This is a genomic window from Pseudofrankia inefficax (genome assembly GCF_000166135.1).
Classification (GTDB): domain Bacteria; phylum Actinomycetota; class Actinomycetes; order Frankiales; family Frankiaceae; genus Pseudofrankia; species Pseudofrankia inefficax.
This window is the reverse complement of the sequence record NC_014666.1, coordinates 2,139,734-2,155,937: the sequence shown is the minus strand read 5'-3', so window position 1 is coordinate 2,155,937 and position 16,204 is coordinate 2,139,734. Positions and strand designations below refer to the sequence as shown.

The 16,204-nt window shown below is 72.4% G+C and carries 10 protein-coding genes; 5 read left to right on the top strand and 5 right to left on the bottom strand.

The annotated features are described in order from the left end of the window. The first annotated feature begins 211 nt into the window (after positions 1-211). Both glnII and FRAEUI1C_RS42140 read left to right on the top strand, forming a co-directional pair. The gene (gene glnII / locus FRAEUI1C_RS08695; protein WP_013422924.1) at positions 212-1,270 is read left to right on the top strand and encodes a glutamine synthetase GlnII; all 1,059 of its coding nucleotides are present in this window, start codon (positions 212-214) and stop codon (positions 1,268-1,270) included. A 266-nt stretch (positions 1,271-1,536) separates the two neighbouring features. Further along, entirely contained in the window at positions 1,537-2,091 is a 555-nt protein-coding gene (locus tag FRAEUI1C_RS42140; RefSeq protein ID WP_438270026.1) for a SecDF P1 head subdomain-containing protein, read from the top strand. 69 nt (positions 2,092-2,160) lie between these two features. On the opposite strand, the gene FRAEUI1C_RS08680 is transcribed toward FRAEUI1C_RS42140, so the two are convergent. Together FRAEUI1C_RS08680 and FRAEUI1C_RS08675 are read right to left on the bottom strand one after the other, a co-directional pair. Then, positions 2,161-5,409 carry a bifunctional [glutamine synthetase] adenylyltransferase/[glutamine synthetase]-adenylyl-L-tyrosine phosphorylase gene (locus FRAEUI1C_RS08680; protein ID WP_013422923.1) on the bottom strand — a complete coding sequence of 1,083 codons (3,249 nt, stop codon included), beginning with the start codon at positions 5,407-5,409 and terminating at the stop codon, positions 2,161-2,163. A gap of 49 nt (positions 5,410-5,458) precedes the next feature. Then, positions 5,459-6,826 (bottom strand): glutamine synthetase family protein, encoded by a 1,368-nt coding sequence (locus FRAEUI1C_RS08675; RefSeq protein WP_013422922.1) that lies wholly within the window; start codon positions 6,824-6,826, stop codon positions 5,459-5,461. A 375-nt stretch (positions 6,827-7,201) separates the two neighbouring features. Here FRAEUI1C_RS08675 and FRAEUI1C_RS08670 point away from each other — a divergent pair, with 375 nt between their 5' ends. Then, a complete protein-coding gene (locus FRAEUI1C_RS08670; RefSeq protein ID WP_013422921.1) occupies positions 7,202-8,995 on the top strand; it encodes an NAD+ synthase in 1,794 nt (597 codons plus the stop codon). Between the two features lie 920 nt (positions 8,996-9,915). Next, positions 9,916-10,581 (top strand): VOC family protein, encoded by a 666-nt coding sequence (locus FRAEUI1C_RS08665; RefSeq protein WP_041259076.1) that lies wholly within the window; start codon positions 9,916-9,918, stop codon positions 10,579-10,581. Positions 10,582-10,636: 55 nt separating this feature from the next. On the opposite strand, the gene FRAEUI1C_RS08660 is transcribed toward FRAEUI1C_RS08665, so the two are convergent. The 3 genes from FRAEUI1C_RS08660 to FRAEUI1C_RS08650 form a co-directional block, all read right to left on the bottom strand. Continuing rightward, positions 10,637-11,461, bottom strand: coding sequence for a GNAT family N-acetyltransferase (locus FRAEUI1C_RS08660; protein WP_157734868.1), 825 nt, complete (start codon positions 11,459-11,461; stop codon positions 10,637-10,639). Between the two features lie 191 nt (positions 11,462-11,652). Next, positions 11,653-13,641 carry a threonine--tRNA ligase gene (thrS, locus tag FRAEUI1C_RS08655; RefSeq protein WP_013422918.1) on the bottom strand — a complete coding sequence of 663 codons (1,989 nt, stop codon included), beginning with the start codon at positions 13,639-13,641 and terminating at the stop codon, positions 11,653-11,655. 220 nt (positions 13,642-13,861) lie between these two features. Beyond that, complete coding sequence (locus FRAEUI1C_RS08650; protein ID WP_013422917.1) at positions 13,862-14,650, bottom strand: TetR/AcrR family transcriptional regulator; 789 nt, start codon at positions 14,648-14,650, stop codon at positions 13,862-13,864. Between the two features lie 332 nt (positions 14,651-14,982). Here FRAEUI1C_RS08650 and panB point away from each other — a divergent pair, with 332 nt between their 5' ends. Beyond that, positions 14,983-15,909, top strand: coding sequence for a 3-methyl-2-oxobutanoate hydroxymethyltransferase (gene panB, locus FRAEUI1C_RS08645; RefSeq protein ID WP_013422916.1), 927 nt, complete (start codon positions 14,983-14,985; stop codon positions 15,907-15,909). Positions 15,910-16,204: the final 295 nt, after the last annotated feature.

Genomic DNA, 16,204 nt, shown 5'->3' with positions numbered 1-16,204 from the left:
AGCCACTCCCCGGCCCGGATGGCAGGCGGGCGAGCCGGTCCAGCGTCAACACACGAGCCTGAGACCCAGATTTAACAGGGCGGGAACTGAGGGGAAACCCCGCCCCGCGAGGCTCCAGACGGATCCTCCCGCCACTCGCGACCAGTGTCGGCCCTCCCCCGGCCGACCGCGCCGTCGCCTGTCTAGACCTTGACGATCACGGGGAGTTTGTGTGAGCTATCAGGCCGAGTACATCTGGATCGACGGCACCGAGCCGGAGCCGCTGCTGCGCAGCAAGACCCGGATCATCAAGGACGGCAAGGAGCCGGAGATCTGGGGCTTCGACGGCTCCAGCACCAACCAGGCCCCGGGTTCGAACTCGGACTGCGTCCTGCGCCCGGTGTTCGTCTGCCCGGACCCGCTGCGCGGCGGTGACAACATCCTGGTCCTGTGCGAGGTGGAGCTGACCGACTTCACCCCCCACCCGACCAACACCCGGGCCAAGGCCCGTCTGCTCGCCGAGAAGTACGCGGACTTCGCGCCGCACTTCGGCATCGAGCAGGAGTACACCTTCTTCCAGAACGGCCGCCCGCTGGGCTGGCCGGCCACCGGCTTCCCGGAGGCGCAGGGGCCGTACTACTGCGGCGTCGGCGGCGAGAAGATGCCCGGGCGGGACATCGTCGAGAAGCACACCCAGGCGTGCCTCGACGCCGGCCTCGCGATCGAGGGCACCAACGCCGAGGTCATGATGGGCCAGTGGGAGTTCCAGATCGGCGTGCTGCCGGCGCCGGCGATCGGTGACCAGATCTGGGTCGGCCGCTGGCTGCTGCACCGCATCGCCGAGGACTTCGGCGCGTCGGTGAGCTTCGCCGCCAAGCCGATGCCCGGCGACTGGAACGGCGCGGGCGCGCACACCAACTTCTCCACGAAGCAGACCATGGAGAGCTGGGACGCGATCGTCACCTGCTGCGAGGCGCTCGGCACGCGCGTCATGGAGCACGTCACCAACTACGGCTACGGCATCCAGGACCGCCTCACCGGCAAGCACGAGACCGCTCCGTGGAACAAGTTCTCCTGGGGCGACTCGGACCGCGGCGCGTCGATCCGTATCCCGTGGGCCGTCTCCAAGGCCCGCAAGGGGTGGCTCGAGGACCGGCGCCCGAACGCGAACATGGACCCGTACATCGTCTCCGCGCTGATGATCGACACCACCTGCAGCGCGCTGGCCGGCGAGAAGCCAGTCCTGTTCGTCCCGGAGCAGGCCGCGGCCGTCCAGCCCGTCAGTGTCTGACCTGATCCTCAGGTAGGACACCAGCTCCACCCGGCGCCGCCGGTTCCCCGCGGGAACCGGCGGCGCTGTCGTTGGCGGCCGGCCACCGGCTGGCGCCAGCCCTGGACCAGGTGATGCGCGACAGTGGCGGGCCGGCCACCGAGAGCACAAGATGGACGGGTCGGACACCGGCGCCACCGTGCGGTACGTCGTGCTGACCCCGGACCGAGCGCTGACGGGCACCGAGCTGGACCAGACCGTGACGATCCTGCGGGCGCGGGCCGCCGATCTCGGTATCACCGGCGCGCGGGTCGAGCCAGCGGACAACGGCCAGTCGGTGCTGCTCGCGGTGCCGGCCGGGTCCGCGAACCTCGTCGGCGCGGTGGGGGCCACCGGCACTCTCGAGATCCGCCCGATATTCCACGGCCCCGGCGGCGACCTCGGTCGCTCCCACCCTGCCGGCCGCCGCGTGCGACCGGACCGGGACGGTCAAGTACCTGGTCCAGCCGGCGGAGATCGAGCGCGGCGACGTGCGCCAGGTGACCAGCGCGGCCAACGGCGGCGACTGGGCCGTCGAGGTCGCCTTCACCCCCTCCGGCCAGCAGCGCTTCACCGCGCTGACCGCCCGCAGCGTCGGCCAGCAGCTGGCCATGGTCGTCGACGGCGTGGTCCAGTCCGCGCCCACGGTCAACGAGACCATCCAGGGTGACGCCGTGGTCTCCGGCGACCTCACCGAGGCCGACTCCCACCGGCTGGCCGCGATCCTCGCCGCCGGCGCCCTGCCCGTCCCGTTGAAGGCCGCCGCGGCCACCACCACTGCCCCGCCCGGTTACCGCGGCTGAGCCGCCCGACCGGCCGCGGGCATCACGGTCCGGGCCGGAACACCCCGTGCGCTGGCAGGTCCGCGGGGATCAGGGCTGTTCGCGGGAGAAGATGTCGTCGACGATGCGGCGGGCCCTCGACGCGATCTGGCGGTGGTCGGTCGGGAGATTGGTAGCGCGGTCCAACGGATAGCCGAGGACGCCGGCGACGCGGTCGAGAGCCGGGGTCGTGCGCGGGATCTGGTCGCCGGGGGCGCCACGGGCGAGCATCACGGCGTTGCGGACCCGAGACGCGGACAGCCAGGCGGCGCGCAGGACCTCGGCCTCGGCACCGTCGAGCAGACCGGCGGTGACGAGCGCGCGCAGCGCACCCATCGTGCCGGTCACCCTGAGGTCCGGGCGGTCGTGGGCGTGCCGCAGCTGCAGGATCTGGACGGCCCATTCGACGTCCATCAGCCCGCCGGGGCCGAACTTGACGTGCAGGGACCGGTCGATGCCCCGGGGCACCCGTTCGACCGCCATCCGGTCACGAAGCCGGGCCACCTCGGCGATCGCGCCCACCGGCAGCTCGGCCGGGTAGCGGACCTCGTCCACCAGCTCGACGAACCGGGCCGCCAGCTCCGGGTCACCGGCGAGCCCGCGGGTGCGCAGCAGCGCCTGCTTCTCCCAGCCCAGCGCCCAGCGGCGGTAGTAGGCGGCGTAGCCGTCGAGGTCGCGGGTGACCGGGCCATTGCGGCCCTCCGGCCGCAGGCCGAGATCGAGGCGAAGCGCGGGGTCCGACCCCGGCTGGGCCAGCAGCCGGACCAGCTCCTCGATGACCGCCGTCGCGTACGCCCCCGCCTGGGCCGGGTCGACACCCGTCGCCGGAGCATGGACGAACACCACGTCCGCGTCGCTGCCGTAGGACATCTCGCCGCCGCCGAGCCGGCCCATGGCGATCACCGCGATCCGCGCCGGCTCCCCGGCGAGCGGGCTGCCCGCCGACGGCGCACGCCGAGGCCCGTGAAGATCATCTGGTTCGCCGGCGCCGGTCCCACCGGGGGGTTCGTGGAGATCGGCGAAGCGGTCCGCCGGGGGCCGGCCGGCCGCCACCCGACGGGTGACGGTGCGGCGGGCGACCAGCAGGGAGGCCTCGATCGTCGCGGCCGCCGCCGCGGTCAGCGCCGTCCCGACGGCGGTGACGTCCAGCAGGCCCAGCAGATCGGCGCAGGCGACCCGGACCAGCTCGACGCGGCGGATCGCCCGGGCCCGGGTGACCGCGTCGGCGGGGTTCTGGTTGCGCCGGGCGACGGCGAGCAGGGTGCGGGCCAGCTCGTCGCGGCCGACCGGGCGCAGGTCGTCCTCGGTGCGCAGCAGCCGCACCGACTCGGGCGCGGCCCGCATCAGCGCGGCGACGTAGCCGCTGGCGGCGAGCACGCGGGCGAGCCGGTCGGCGGCGCCGGCCGAGTCGCGCAGCAGCCGCAGGTACCAGGGCACCTGGCCGAGCGCCTCGCTGACCTGCCGGTACGCGAGCAGGCCGGCATCGGGGTCGGCGGCGTCCGCGAACGCCGGCAGCATCGTCGGCAGCAGATGCCGCTGGATGACCGCCGTCCGGCTGACCCCGGCGGTGAGCGCCTCGATGTGCTTCAGGGACCGGTACGGGTAGGCGAAGCCGAGCGCGGCGAGACGGTCGGCGGCCTCGCCCGGGGTCAGCCGCACCTCCTCCTCGGACAGCCGGGCGACCGCCTCCAGCAGCGGCTGGAAGAAGAGCTTCTCGTGCAGCTGGCGCACCGAGGTGGCGGTATGCGCGTGCTCGGCGGCGAACTCGTCGGCATCGAGCATCCCGAGCGACCGGCCGAGCCAGCGCAGCTCGTCGGCGTCGCGCGGCAACACGTGGGTGCGCCGCAGCCGCCGCAGCTGCAGCCGGTGCTCGACGGCGCGCAGGAACCGGTAGGCGGCCGCCAGGCTGGTGGCGTCGCGGCGACCGACGTAGCCGCCGCGGGCGAGCCCGTCGATCGCGTCGAGCGTGGCCCGGACGTGCAGCTTCTTGTCGGTACGGCCGTGCACCAGCTGGAGCAGCTGGACGGCGAACTCGACGTCGCGCAGGCCGCCGGGGCCGAGCTTGATGTTCCGCTCGCCGCCACGACCGGCGACCGACGCCTCCACGCGCTTGCGCATCGCCCGGATGTCGGTGACGAAGTTGGGCCGGGAGGCGGCCGACCAGACCAGTGGCTCGACCATCGCGCAGAACTCGGCGCCCAGTTCGAGGTCGCCCGCGATGGGTCTGGCCTTCAGGAGCGCCTGGAACTCCCAGGTTCGCGCCCAGCGCCGGTAGTAGGCCCGGTGGCTGGCGAAGGTACGGACGAGCGCCCCGTCGCGGCCTTCGGGCCGCAGCCCGACGTCGACCTGGAAGAGCGAGCCTTCGCTGGTGGTCGCGCCGCAGGCACGCATCAGCCCCTCGGCCAGCCGCGTCGCGGTCCGCAGCGCGGCCTCGCCGGGGTCGTCGCCGGGATCGGCGGCGTTCCCGCCGGCGGCCGGCTCGGCGATGAAGAGCACGTCGACGTCGCTGACGTAGTTCAGCTCCCGGCCGCCGCACTTGCCCATCGCGACGACGGCCAGCCGCACCGGCGGCGCCGTCGGTGCCAGGGCCGCCCTGGCGACGGCGAGACCCGCGTCGAGCGCGGCGGCGGCGAGATCCGCCAGCTCGGCGGTCGCGTCGTCCACGCTGACCGTTCCGGTCAGGTCACGGGCGGCCAGTACCAGCAGGGCCCGGCGGTAGGCGACGCGCAGCTCGTCCAGCACCTCGGGGCCGTCGCCGACCGCCCGCGGCTGCGGCGCCGCCGGATCGGCGCCGACCGCGGTCAGCAGGCGGGCCCGGTGGGTAGCCGCGTCCGGCGCGACGCTGGTGATCTCGTCGTCGGCCAGGATTCGCCAGTCGGCCGGGTGCGACGCGAGATGGTCGGCCAGCGCCAGGCTCGCCCCGAGGACGGCGATCAGGCGCCGGCGCGCCCCGGACCGGCCGGCGAGCACCTCGCGCAGCGGTGCCGACGATCGGCCGGGACCCGCGGGGCCGGCCGGGCCCGCGGCGGAGTCCAGGGCCGCGATCAGCCGGTCCAGGCCGATGAGGGCCCGGTCCGGATCGGCGGCGTGGGCCAGCTCGGCGACGACGGGGTTGTCGGCGAGCGGCAGCCCGTCCGGCGGGAGGAAGCCGAGCCGGCGCAGCGCGGTGGCGACGCGGTCGACGTCGGTGAAGCCGAGCCGGGCGAGCTGGGCCGGCGCCGAGCTGCCGCGCGGATGGCCGGCGCGCCCCGACGCCGCGTCAGCGGGCGACGCCGGGTGCCCCCGCTCGACACCCACCATCATGTTTCCATTATGTTACGGCCGAGTCAGCCGGGACCAGGCGCGGCGATCACAGCAGCGGGAGATACCGGTTGATCTCGAACTGGGTGACCTGACGCCGGTAGCCATCCCATTCGGCCCGCTTGTTGCGCAGGAAGAACTCGAACAGGTCGTCGCCGAGGGTGTCCCGGACGAGCGTCGAGGACTCCATCACGGCGGTCGCCTCGGCCAGCGAGCCGGGAAGCGGGCGGATCCCCCGCTCGCGACGCTGCGAGTCGGTCAGCGTCCAGATGTCGTCGCCGGCCGGCGGCGGCAGCTCGTAGCCGCCCTGGATGCCGCGCAGGCCGGCCGCGAGCATCAGCGCGAACGTCAGGTACGGGTTGCAGGCGCTGTCCGGGAGCCGGAACTCCACCCGGGCGGTGTTCGCCTTGCCCCGCTTGTACAGCGGCACCCGGACCAGCCCCGAGCGGATGTTGTGCCCCCACAGCGCGTAGGCCGGGGCCTCCATCAGCTCGCCGGCCTCGCCGACGGCGGCGTCCCCGATCAGCCGCTTGTACGAGTTGACCCACTGGTTGGTGACCGCGGTGATCTCGGCCGCGTGCGTGAGCAGCCCGGCGATGAACGCCTTGGCGACCTTGGAGAGCAGGTAGTCGTCCGTCGGGTCGTAGAAGGCGTTGCGGTCGCCCTCGAACAGGCTCATGTGGGTGTGCATCCCGGAGCCTGCGTGCTCGGTGAACGGCTTCGGCATGAAGGTCGCGTAGATGCCCTGCCGCAGCGCCACCTCCTTGACGACCTGGCGCAGCGTCATGACGTTGTCGGCGATGGTGAGCGCGTCGGCGTAGCGCAGGTCGATCTCCTGCTGGCCGGGCGCGACCTCGTGGTGGCTGAACTCGACCGAGATGCCGAGCCGCTCCAGCATGCCGATGACCTGCTGGCGGAAGTCGTGGCTGATGTCGTTCGGGGTGAGGTCGAAGTACCCCGAGTCGTCGACCGGCCCCGGCACCGGCTGGCCGCGCTTCGGCGGCTCCTTGAGCAGGAAGAACTCGATCTCGGGGTGGGTATAGAAGGTGAACCCGGCCTCGGCGGCGGCCGCCAGCGCCCGGCGCAGCACCCACCGCGAGTCGGCGACCGCGGGCAGCCCGTCCGGGGTGACGACGTCGCAGAACATCCTGGCCGTCATCGCCTTCTCGCCGCGCCAGGGCAGCAGCTGGAAGGTGGACGGGTCGGGCCGGGCGAGCATGTCGGCCTCGTGCAGCCGGGCGAACCCCTCGATCGCCGAGCCGTCGAACCCGATCCCCTCCAGCAGTGCGCCCTCCACCTCCGCGGGCGCGATCTCCACGGACTTCAGCACGCCCAGCACGTCGGTGAACCAGAGCCGGACAAAACGAATGTCCCGCTCCTCCAGCGTTCTGAGCACGAACTCCTGCTGCTTGTCCATCGTCCCTCCGATTTGGGGGCCCCTCCACGTCGAGGTGTGGACTCGACCTCAGGTTACGGCGTCGCGATCTCCGTGCCACGGTCATGTCCGGCCGATGAGACGTGCACGCCCGTCCCTCGCCGGGCCGGCCGGCTCGGCGGCGACCCCAGAGTGCGCGTGCCCGTCCGTCGGGGTTCTCAGACACTAACGACTGGACGGCCCAGATGTGCGAGTCGTTGCCAGGCCGCAACCAACCCGGAACCCGCCGTTAGCGGGCGGGCCGCCGCGGGCTGTCGTTCCCCCGGGCTTCCCCGGGCTTCCCCGGGCGGGGTGAAGCCCGCCCCACCTGGGTGGAATGCGCATTTCCGCGGGCGGGGTCGGCCGTAATCTGGGTTCATGCCCCAGCTGCGGATCGCGCTCGCCCAGGTGGACACGACCGTCGGCGACCTCGACGGCAACGCGGACCTGGTCAGCGCGTGGACGAAGCGGGCACTGGCCGAAGGAGCGCACCTCGTCGCCTTCGGCGAGCTGACGCTCACCGGCTACCCGCCCGAGGACCTGGTGCTGCGGCGGTCCTACGTCGCCGCCTCCCGGGCCGCGCTACACCGACTGGCCCGGCGGCTGGAGGACGAGGGGGCCGGCGAGATCGCCGTCGTCGTCGGCTACCTGGACGCCTCCCCCACGCCGGCGCCGGCCGTCGGGCGCCCGGCCGGGGAGCCGCAGAACACCGCGGCCGTGCTCTGGCGCGGCGAGGTCGTCGCCCGCTACGCGAAGCACCACCTGCCGAACTACGGCGTCTTCGACGAGTTCCGCTACTTCGTGCCGGGCAACGACTTCCCGGTGCTGCGGCTGCACGGCGTCGACGTAGCGCTGACGATCTGCGAGGACCTCTGGCAGGCCGGCGGGCCGGTCGCGGTCGCCCGCGCCGCGGGCGTGGGCCTGCTGTTGTGCATCAACGGCTCGCCCTACGAGCAGGGCAAGTCCCACCACCGCGACGAGCTGTGTGCCCGGCGCGCCGTCGAGGCCGGCGCCCCGATCGCCTACGTCAACCTGGTCGGCGGCCAGGACGAGCTGATCTTCGACGGAGACTCGCTGGTCGCCGACGCGGCCGGCCAGGTGATCGCTCGCGCCGAGGTGTTCACCGAGACGCTCATGGTCGTCGATCTCGACCTGCCTTCGGGCGCCGAGGCGGGCCCGGACGGGCTGGTCACCGGCCCGGTCGACGCGCTGGACGGCACGTCGATGACGGTCACCCGCCGCGAGCTGACGACCGAGCCGCTGCCCGCGTTCCCGGCCCGGCCGCCGGCCCTCGCGGCCAGGCCCGACCCGGCGGCCGAGCTGTACGAGGCACTCGTCACCGGGACCCGCGACTACGTGCGCAAGAACGGCTTCCGCTCGGTCGTCCTCGGGCTGTCCGGTGGGATCGACTCGGCGCTGGTCGCGACGATCGCCGTCGACGCCCTCGGCGCCGAGGCCGTGCACACGGTCGCGATGCCGTCGGTGCACTCGTCGGCGGGCTCCGTCCAGGACGCCGCTGATCTGGCCCACCGGCAGGGCACCCGCCACGAGGTGATCGCGATCCAACCGACCGTCGACGCGTTCCACGGCGCGTTGGAGGGAACCGGAGGGCTGCACGGCCTCGCGGCGGAGAACCTGCAGGCACGAGTACGCGGCACGCTGCTGATGGCACTGTCGAACGAGCACGGCCACCTGGTGCTCACGACCGGCAACAAGAGCGAGCTGGCCACCGGCTTCTCGACGCTGTACGGCGACTCGGCCGGCGGCTACGCCCCGATCAAGGACGTCTCGAAGACGAACGTCTGGGCGCTGTCCCGCTGGCGCAACGCCGAGGCCGAGCGGCGCGGCGCCACGCCGCCGATCCCCGAGATCATCATCACCAAGCCGCCGTCGGCGGAGCTGGCGCCCGGCCAGCTCGACTCCGACCGGCTCCCCGACTACGGCATCCTCGACCCCGTCCTCGACGACTACGTCAGCCAGGACATGGGCCGCGCCGAGCTCGTCGCCGCCGGCCACGACCCGGCCGTCGTCGACCGGGTCATCCGGCTCGTCGACCTCGCCGAGTACAAGCGCCGCCAGAACCCGCCCGGCCCCAAGGTCACCTCCAAGGCCTTCGGCCGCGACCGCCGCCTGCCCATCACCTCCCGCTGGCGCGAGAAGCCCACCCAGTAATCAGGCCGGCCCGGCGTGACGGCCGGCCCGGCGCCGTGATCGCCGTTTCGACCCTCGGGTGGTCGTGCTGGCCTATTCGGCGTCGGCGGAGCCTGCTGCCTGGCTACGCGTGGCCTTGATCGCGGTTTCGGCCCTGGGATGGTCGGGTCGAGCGTGTTTCTACAAGCCTCCCAGGGCCAAAGCGGCGATCATGGCCGGTCTGGTGACCCGGGATCGAGGGGCTGGGCGCCGCATGTTGGCTCTGGATCGTCGGAGGTCTGGAGCGGGCCGGATCAGACTCCACTCCTGCCTCCGCCCGACCACGACGAGACTCAGCACCATGCAGGACCCGCGCAGCGCCAAGCCCCCATCTGGCCGGCTGGGTCACCGGAGACCCCACTGGCCACTTCGGCGCCGAGTCTGCCCGCCGTCAGGCAGAACTCCGGAGCTTCCACCGGACGGGGCCGGGTGGCTGGGGGCGGGCCGCACCTCCGGCCGGTCGCCAGCTCGGGGGTGAGGCCGATTCCCATACCCAGTCGCGGATCTTCGGCGGCCTCCGGCGGGCACGACCTTCAAGATCGCGAACCTGGTATGGATAAAAGGCGTATCTCGGGCGTGAGGTGACACTTTGAATACCAGGCTGGCGATCATGACGGGTGACCGCGCCGCCGACCGTCGATGATCGCCGGTCTGGTATCGAAGCCGTTACGGAGCCACCGGAACGCGGAGATCCACAGCGCACCGCGGAACGCGCTCGGGCGCCGGAGCGCCCTCCCGCGGGTGGCTCGCCGCCCGCTCAGGTGGTTACGGCCGAACGGGATCGTGTTTGGAGCGGACGAGCGGGGCCTGGCAGGCCACACCGGTCGCCGACGGCTGCGGCTAGGCGTCCACTGGTCAGATCCGGGCCGATGCGTAGGCAGGCGCTGGCTATCGTGAGGCGAATGACCCCCGTGTGGCTGACGGCCTTCCTCGACTTTCCCGCCGCCGACTTCGAGCATGGGGTCGCGTTCTGGCAGGCGGTCACCGCGACGACGTTGTCACCGGCGCGCGGAGCCGACGGGGAGTTCGCGACGCTGGTTCCCGGCGCTGGCGACGCGTTTCTACGGGTGCAGCGGCTGGCCGACGGATCAGCACGGATACACCTCGACGTGCACCGCGCCGGCCAGGAGTTCCGGATACGGACCTCACCGGGTGGCTTCACGTTCTGCGAGGTCTCCGAAGGCGAATCGATCCGGCCGGAGCCGGTGGTGTGGCCCGGCGGGCACACCTCCCTCGTCGACCAGATCTGCCTTGATATCCCGGCGGACCGGTACGACGAGGAATGCGCGTTCTGGGCCGACCTGACCGGCTGGGAGAAGCGCAATGGAATCCGGCCGGAGTTCCGCTACCTTGACCGGCCTTCCGGCATTCCGCTGCGGCTGCTGCTCCAGCGGCTCGATGAGCCGACGGGTGAGGTGCGCGCCCACCTCGACCTGGAGACGACCGACCGTGCCGCCGAGACCCGCCGCCACGTCGACCTCGGCGCCACGGTCGTTGCCCACCGGTCCCGTTGGACGGCCATGCGTGATCCTGTCGGGCTGGCCTACTGCATCACCGACCAAGGTTGAGCGACCGGCGTGCTCGCCGTTTCCTGGCGTGCTCGCCGCCCCTTAGCCCAGTTGGCTACAGCAACGCGCCGTTGTGCAGGTAGGGAACGGGCGGCGCGAGGCCGCGCAGCGCGAGGTAGCCCTCGGTGGCCGGGGCCAGCCGGACCGCGAGCCCCACGTCGATCGCCCATTCGTTGGCGGTGGTGACATGCGCGATCTCATAGTCGGCGTCCGGCTCCGACGACGCGGCCGCTTCCCAGAGAAGCGCGGTCGCCGTGCCTTCATCGGTGGCGCACAGAAGCACCACTTCGCCCACGTCGTTGAGATAGGCGTACCCGGTGCCGGCGGCACGGTCGAGCACGATCAGCCGGCAGTGGGACGCCAGCACCGCGTGGTCCGGGCCGTGGGCGGCGCCGCGCCGGCGCCGGTCGAGGTCATCGAGCAGGTCCAGGTCGGCGGCTGTGCCCTCGCGCACAGGGGGCAGGCCGGCGGGCAGGGCGGCGCGGTCGACCCGGCCGGTGAAGGACAGTTGCGGGTGCAGGGAAAACCCGGCCGCCCGGTACCGCCGGAATGCCTTGACGTCGGCCGACGCGGAGAGCATCCCTCGCTCGCAGCCAGCGCCGTGGGCGAGCGCGGCGTCCAGCAGCCGGCGGCCCAGGCCGGCGCCCTGCAGGTCGCCGCGGACGACGAAGGTGGCGAGCAGCCAGTTCGACTCCCGGCGGAACGACACCGCGAAGCCGGCCAGCCCGGCACCGTCGTCGGCCACCCAGCAGCCGCCCGGGTCCGTGGCCAGGAGATGCTCGGTGCGGGTGCACCACGACCGTTGGTGGGCCGATGAGCGCGCCTTGCCGAACTCGATCGCCGAGAGCGCCTCGGCAGCGCCGACATCATCAGGCCCCATCGGGCGAATGGCCAGCATGGTGGCGTTCGTACCACTGCCAGCCCGGGGCGGTCGCCAGGTTTCGAGTCACGCCCGATCTCGCACGGTTGCCAGGATTTCCGCAGCTGACGCAGCCCAGGCGGGCGTACCGATCACGGACGAACGGCCCCGGCGTCCGTGGACACCGGGGCCGTCGAGGGGCTAGCCGAAACTCAGACCTGGATGCGGCGCTCGACCGCGTCGAGGATCTCGGCGACGGCCTCGTCGACCGGGACCGCGTTGCGCTGGGTGCCGTCGCGGTAGCGGAAGGAGACGGCGTCCTTGGCGACGTCGTCGGCGCCCGCGATGAGCATGTACGGCACCTTCTGCTTCTGGGCGTCGCGGATCTTCTTCTGCATCCGGTTGTCGGACGCGTCGACCTCGACCCGGATTCCCTTCGCCGTCAGCTTCGCGGCCACGTCCTTCAGGTACGGGACGTGCTCGTCGGTGATGGGAATGCCGACGACCTGGACCGGGGCGAGCCAGGGCGGCATGGCACCGGCGTAGTGCTCCAGGAGAATCGCGAAGAACCGTTCGATGGTGCCGAACAGTGCGCGGTGAATCATGAAGGGACGCTGGCGGGTGCCGTCCGCGGCCTGGTATTCCATGTCGAACCGCTGCGGCAGCTGGAAGTCGACCTGGATCGTGGAGAGCTGCCAGGTACGCCCGATCGCGTCCTTGGCCTGCACCGAGATCTTCGGCCCGTAGAAGGCGCCGCCACCCGGGTCCATGACGAGCTCGAGGTCCTGCTTCTCGGCGGCCTCGCGCAGCAGGCTGGTGGCCTGCTCCCATTCCTCGTCGGTGCCGATCGCCTTGCCCTCGGGGCGGGTCGACAGTTCCAGGTAGAAGTCGGTCAGGCCGTAGTCGCGCAGCAGGCCGAGCACGAACTTCAGGGTGCTGTCGAGCTCCTCGGGCAGCTGGTCGCGGGCGCAGAAAAGATGCGCGTCGTCCTGGGTGAGGCCACGCACCCGGGTGAGGCCGTGCACGACGCCGGACTTCTCGTACCGGTAGACCGTCCCGAACTCGAACAGCCGCAGCGGCAGCTCCCGGTAGGACCGGCCGCGCGACTTGAAGATCAGGATGTGCATCGGGCAGTTCATCGGCTTGAGGTAGTAGTCCGTGCCGCCGTCGAGCGACATGGGCGGGTACATACCGTCGGCGAACCAGTCGAGGTGCCCGGAGATCTCGTACAGCGTCGACTTGGTGATGTGCGGGGTGTTGACGAACTCGTAGCCGGCCTCGATGTGCCGCCGGCGCGAGTAGTCCTCCATCACGGTGCGGATCGCGCCGCCCTTGGGGTGGAAGACCGCGAGGCCGGGGCCGAGCTCGGTCGGGAACGAGAACAGGTCGAGCTCGGCGCCGAGCCGGCGGTGGTCGCGCTTCTCCGCCTCGGCCAGCATCGCCAGGTGCCCGGCCAGCGCGTCCTTCGACTCCCAGGCGGTGCCGTAGATGCGCTGCAGCTGCGGGTTCTTCTCGCTGCCGCGCCAGTAGGCCGCCGCCGAGCGCTGGATCGCGAACGCCGGGATGTGCCGGGTGGTCGGCACGTGTGGGCCGCGGCAGAGGTCCTTCCAGCACAGCTCGCCGGTCTTGGCGTCGAGGTTGTCGTAGATGGTCAGCTCGCCCGCGCCGACCTCGACCGCCGCGTCCGCGTCGTTGGCGTCCACCTCGCCGGCCGACGACTTCAGGCCGATGAGCTCCAGCTTGTACGGCTCGTCGGCCAGCTCCGCGCGCGCGGCGTCGTCGGTGACGGCCCGGCGGGAGAACCGCTGGCCGGCCTTGACGATCTCGCGGGCCCGCTTCTCGATGGCCTTGAGGTCCTCGGCGGAGAAGGGCTTCTCGACGTCGAAGTCGTAGTAGAAGCCGTTCTGGATCGGCGGCCCGATCCCGAGCCGCGCCTTCGGGAACAGGTCCTGGACGGCCTGGGCGACGACGTGCGCGGTCGAGTGCCGGACGATCGCCCGGCCGTCCGGCGAGTCCACGGTGATCGGCTCGACGACGTCGCCGTCGGCCAGCACGTGGGCGAGGTCGCGCTGCTGGCCGCCGACACGGGCCGCGATGACCGACCGGTCCGCCGCGAACAGGTCCGCCGCCGTCGTCCCCGTGGTGACCACCCGATCATCCCGCTGCTCGGCATGCTGGACGGTCACACGGAGGTCGGACACCGGTTTCTCCTGGTCTGGCGCCCGGGGCCATGCCCGGGTCGGCGTGAGAGAGATACGTCGAAAGGTCGGGAACGAGCGTCCGTGCCCACCCGAACATCGGTGGGGTCACGGGTGCCTGTCACGGCGGTTTCGCCCCGCTCGCCGATGCTACTCCGGACACGGTGGCCTCAGCCGACGCCACCGCTACACAGGGTGACACCAGCGCCGTCGGTGGGACGTTTCAGCCCGCGTCGTCCAGCGCGAGCGCCTCCGGGGCCTCGCCAGTAGCGGCCTTCTCCCCCAGGTCGGCGGCCACGACCACCACCTCGGCGGCCACCACCTCGGCGGCCACCCCGGAGGCTGGCCGCACGTCGTCGGCCGGCTCGGCGGGGCGGGCGAGGATGCCCTCGAGGACGATGTCGACCACCTGGCTGATCCGGGTGCCGCTGACCTCGTTGGGCCCGCTGATCGACTGCCGGTAGGAGACCGGCCCGACGAGCATGTCGGTGATCAGGTCCACGTCCAGGTCGGGGAGCAGCTCGCCGGAGGCCATGCCGCGCAGGAGCACCTTCTGGGCCTGCTGCCGGAACGGCTCGATCACCTGGTGGCGGTAGGTCTCGAACAGCTCGGGGTGGGAGTCCTTCTCGGCGAGCAGCCGGGGCATGATCCGCCCCGACAGGGTCTGGAAGGTGTGCCGGCGGACGGTGTTCAGCCAGGCGACCAGGTCGTCGCGCAGCGAGCCGGTGTCGACCGGTTCGGCCGTCTCGACCAGCGTGGCCAGCGCGTCGGCGACCAGCGTGTCCTTGGTGGACCAGCGCCGGTAGAGCGTGGCCTTCCCCACCTTGGCCCGGGCCGCGACGGCCTCCATCGACAGGCCGGTGAACCCGGTCGTCGCGAGCGTCTGCAGCGTCGCCTCGATGATCGCGCCGTCGGCGCGCGCGTCCCGCGGCCGCCCCGGCGGGCGCACCCCCGACGGTGGGCGGTCCGGGCGGTTGGGCGGGCCGTGGCGCCCCAGTTCGGCCGTCGTCACTGGCGTGCGCCTGCTGCTCGTGGCCGGGCGATGCCCCGGCTCGCCCCCACAGGCACCGGTATCTCCTCCCTGGCCGACGTGCTGGCGCCGGCCGCCCGAGCCACCATTGTTTCAAGATCGAAGCGTAGGCGGCCGACTCGTGAGGTGCATCTGGTTGACACGGCGGCCAGCCGGGAATAAGCGCAGGTCAGCGAAGGGGGCATGCCGAGCTGGCAACCGCCGTCGGGCTCCGGTGTGAGCCAGGAACCACTTTCGGCGGACGCGGGCGCGGTGGCAGCATGTGACCGACGCCGGGACGCGCCTCGCGCCCGGACGGACATCAAGGAGTCTCCATGAGCAGCTCCGTTACTCAGGGTCACCCCAACTCCGCGACCGACCACGAGATGGCGACGCTTTACGGCGCGTCGACTCCGACCACCGACCGGCAGGCGACCGACCGGCCCGCCGAGCCCTCGAAGCCACGCCGCCGCCCCACCGTGCGCGACCTGGCGACCTGGAAGGACCGGCACGAGAAGTGGGCGATGCTGACCGCCTACGACTACACGACCGCGTCGATCTTCGACGAGGCCGAGGTCCCGGTGCTGCTGGTCGGTGACTCCGCCGCCAACGTCGTCTACGGCTACGACACGACCGTCCCGGTGAGTGTCGACGAGCTGCTGCCGCTGGTGCGCGGGGTGGTCCGCGGCGCGCCGCACGCGATGGTCGTCGCCGACCTGCCGTTCGGCTCCTACCAGGCGAGCCCGGCGCAGGCGCTGGAGACCGCGACCCGGTTCCTCAAGGAGGGCGGCGCGCAGGCGGTCAAGCTGGAGGGCGGCGCCCGGGTCGCGCCGCAGGTCGACCTGCTGGTGTCCGCCGGCATCCCCGTGATGGGCCACCTGGGGCTGACGCCGCAGAGCATCAACACCCTCGGCGGCTACCGGGTGCAGGGCCGTGACGACGCGGGAGCCGCGCTGCTGGCCGACGCCCAGGCGATCGAGGCCGCCGGAGCGTTCGCGGTGGTGCTGGAGGTCGTCCCGTCGGACGTCGCCGCCCGCATCAGCAAGGCGCTCACGATCCCGACCGTCGGCATCGGCGCCGGTTCCGACTGCGACGCCCAGGTGCTCGTCTGGCAGGACATGGCGGGCCTGACCTCCGGTCGCGCGCCCCGGTTCGTCCGCCGCTTCGCCGAGCTGCGCACGCCGCTGCGGGACGCCGCTCGGGCCTATGTCGCCGACGTCCGGGACGGCCATTACCCGACCGTGGAGTACTCCTACGACTGACCGGGGCCAGGGCTGGCCGCCGCGCGGCTGAGCCTGTCCTCGCTCGCGCACTGACGGGCGCCCCGCCGGCGGTATCCGGCGGGGCGCCCGCTTTGTTTTCCCCTCTTCAGGTGCGCCTATTAAGCGACATCGCGGCTTTTGGTTCCGGTACGGGCGGCCCGAACCTGGGGCCCGAACCGGGGGCGCCGTGTCGGCGGCGCGTCAGGGCGTTCCGGCACGTCGTGGCCGGAACCGGCCAACCGACCCGTTACGCTGATCGCCACCAATTGGCTATCGGGCGGCGCGGTCCTGACGA